3 protein-coding genes are annotated in these 2,349 nt (G+C 41.6%); 1 reads left to right on the top strand and 2 read right to left on the bottom strand.

The genetic code is table 11. From position 1 onward, the window contains the following. On the bottom strand, window positions 1–197 hold a 197-nt coding region (locus VXQ92_RS15785), incomplete at its 3' end, for an addiction module antidote protein (RefSeq protein WP_416682446.1). Window position 198: 1 nt separating this feature from the next. Next, on the bottom strand, window positions 199–495 hold the full coding sequence (locus VXQ92_RS15780) for a type II toxin-antitoxin system RelE/ParE family toxin (RefSeq protein ID WP_000569859.1): 297 nt from the start codon (window positions 493–495) through the stop codon (window positions 199–201). A gap of 303 nt (window positions 496–798) precedes the next feature. On the opposite strand from VXQ92_RS15780, the gene VXQ92_RS15775 reads away from it, so the two are divergent. Then, on the top strand, window positions 799–2,349 hold a 1,551-nt coding region (locus tag VXQ92_RS15775), incomplete at its 3' end, for a glycerophosphodiester phosphodiesterase family protein (RefSeq protein WP_416682445.1).

Genomic DNA, 2,349 nt, shown 5'->3' with positions numbered 1-2,349 from the left:
TAAAGGGCTTCTCGTCCAATACCTGCTTCTTTCGCAATTTGGGTCATACCTCTTGCTTTAGCAATTACACCAAGTGCGTGCGCTAATTCAGCAGGATCATTTTCTTCAAGAACCATATTGAGGTACATTACAATATCTTCTTCAGTTTTGAGTGACTCAGCCATATCAAAACTTGGTAAATCAGCGACTTTAACCATATTAATCCTCCAATGTTTTCGATAGTTTGACCGCTTTCTTGATGTCATCTTTCTGTGTAGATTTTTCACCACCACCAAGCATCACGATCACAACGTCACCATGTTGGATGTAGTACATCCGCCAACCAGCACCAAAGAACTCTCTCATTTCCCAGACACCATCTTGGAGTGGTTTAATGTCACCCCAATTACCACGTTGGACCTTATCTAATCGACGATTCAAGCGGATTCGAGTCATATTGTCTTTAAGACCATCTAGCCATTCATCAAATTCAGGCAGACGTTTAATTTCAATCATGCGAGTTCCTTCTTATCTAATTCAATTGTATTCGATCGAATACAAAATGCAAGACTTTTATCCCAAGGGTTGTCCGCAGAAATTGGGGATAATTTGAGCAGTGGATGAGTTGATAAATCACAACAATGTACTTTTTGATTAAATATTGATCATATTTATTTAATCTATTTTTATTAAAATTTTATGAATTCATAAATCATTAATATGTAAGCAAAGTTTAGATATATGACAAATCAACCAAAGTGTCATTTTCAACGCTTAAGTTTGAATCGCTTTTTAAAAAATCAAACCTGAGACTACATAATGACTAAATTGACTTCATTGAGCTTAGCAATATTATTGGCATTCAATTTAACTGCCTGCAACGACAATGATGATAAAGATGAATCATCCGCCCTGCCTGAAACACCGACAACACCAGCTCCAGAGCCAGAAACACCAGAAGAAGAAGTTCCTGTACCTAAAGTCTACTTAGACGAAAACTTCGATCAACTCACAGCGCTGCCAGCAGCATGGACAACACTGCGCTCAAATGCAGGCACGGTTGAAGTCAAAGACGGCAGCTTATTCATTGATGGGCGCGCCAATAACACACAAATGACCACGTTAATGCTGTCACCTGAATATCAAAAACTCAGAAACTATCGGATAGATATCGAATTTACTTATTTAGAAAGAAATAATGGTGGCCGCTGGGGCAGTATTATTTACCGCGCTGCTGACAGCTATGCTGAACCTGCCTTCACGCCTTATTATCAATTTGCAATTCGCGCCGATGCAGCTGGCGCCAGCGGTCTAGAACTTGCGCTGCGCCAGCCTACCAATGCGTGGAATGTGCTGCATAAATCTGCTTATAAAGAAAATATGGAGGTCAATAAGTCGTATAAAGCGACTGTGATTGTGCATGGTCAACGTGTGCGCCATTATATTGATGACAATTTAGTCTTAGACACCACACTGCCTTATAATTTAGATCAAGGCGCAATTGGCCTCTCTACTGCTGGCTTATTGATGAAAGTAGATGCCATCAAAATTACAGAACAGCTTGATCCTCTGCCAGAATCAAACCGTGTTACCGAAATTATTGATCATAATCTGCCAGTTTCTATGGCGCCAACCATTGCACAGCCTGCACCCGTGAACGGCATTTCCTCTACAGCAGCAACACACATTGCCTATCAGCTCGATGAACAATTAAATCTATTGAATACTGAGCAGAAAAAAGTCATGGCTTTACGTGATTATCTGAATGACTCAACACGCCGCACACTTCCGCTGCTACGCATTCAAAATGAACAGACCATTAATAAGCTAAAAACATTGGGCGAAAGTTATGATCTGGCGGATATTACCTTGCTTTCAGATCAGCCAGAGCTTCTTCGCAAAGCGCGAATTGCAATTCCAGCACTGCGTACCGCGCTGGATTACTCTAAACAAACTGGGCTGAGCAGCTCAACTAAGGATATTGTGACCATTGCCCACAATACCAATTCATCACTTGCAAAAATTGTGATTCTGCCTAAGCATCTGGTACAAACAGAAGTGGTTTCACATTTACAGCGTCTGCTGATTACACCGTGGGCAAACCTAGACAGCAGCAGCCCATTAACAGCAGCAGAGTTCTTAAGCACAGGTGTAAACGGTATTTACACCGAGCAGCCCGACAGCGTTCTTTCTATTATGAAATTAATGGCGCCGAACACGCTGCTGCGCAAACCGCTGATTACAGGCCATCGCGGTATTCCTGCGCTTGAGGATGAAAACACTTTAGAAGGCATATTAAAAGCGATTCAAGTTGGCGCAGATGCGGTTGAGTACGATGTATATCTTTCTAAAGATAATCATGTCGTGGTC

Source organism: Acinetobacter sp. 228, from assembly GCF_048147885.1.
This window is presented reverse-complemented; position numbering and strand designations above follow the sequence as displayed.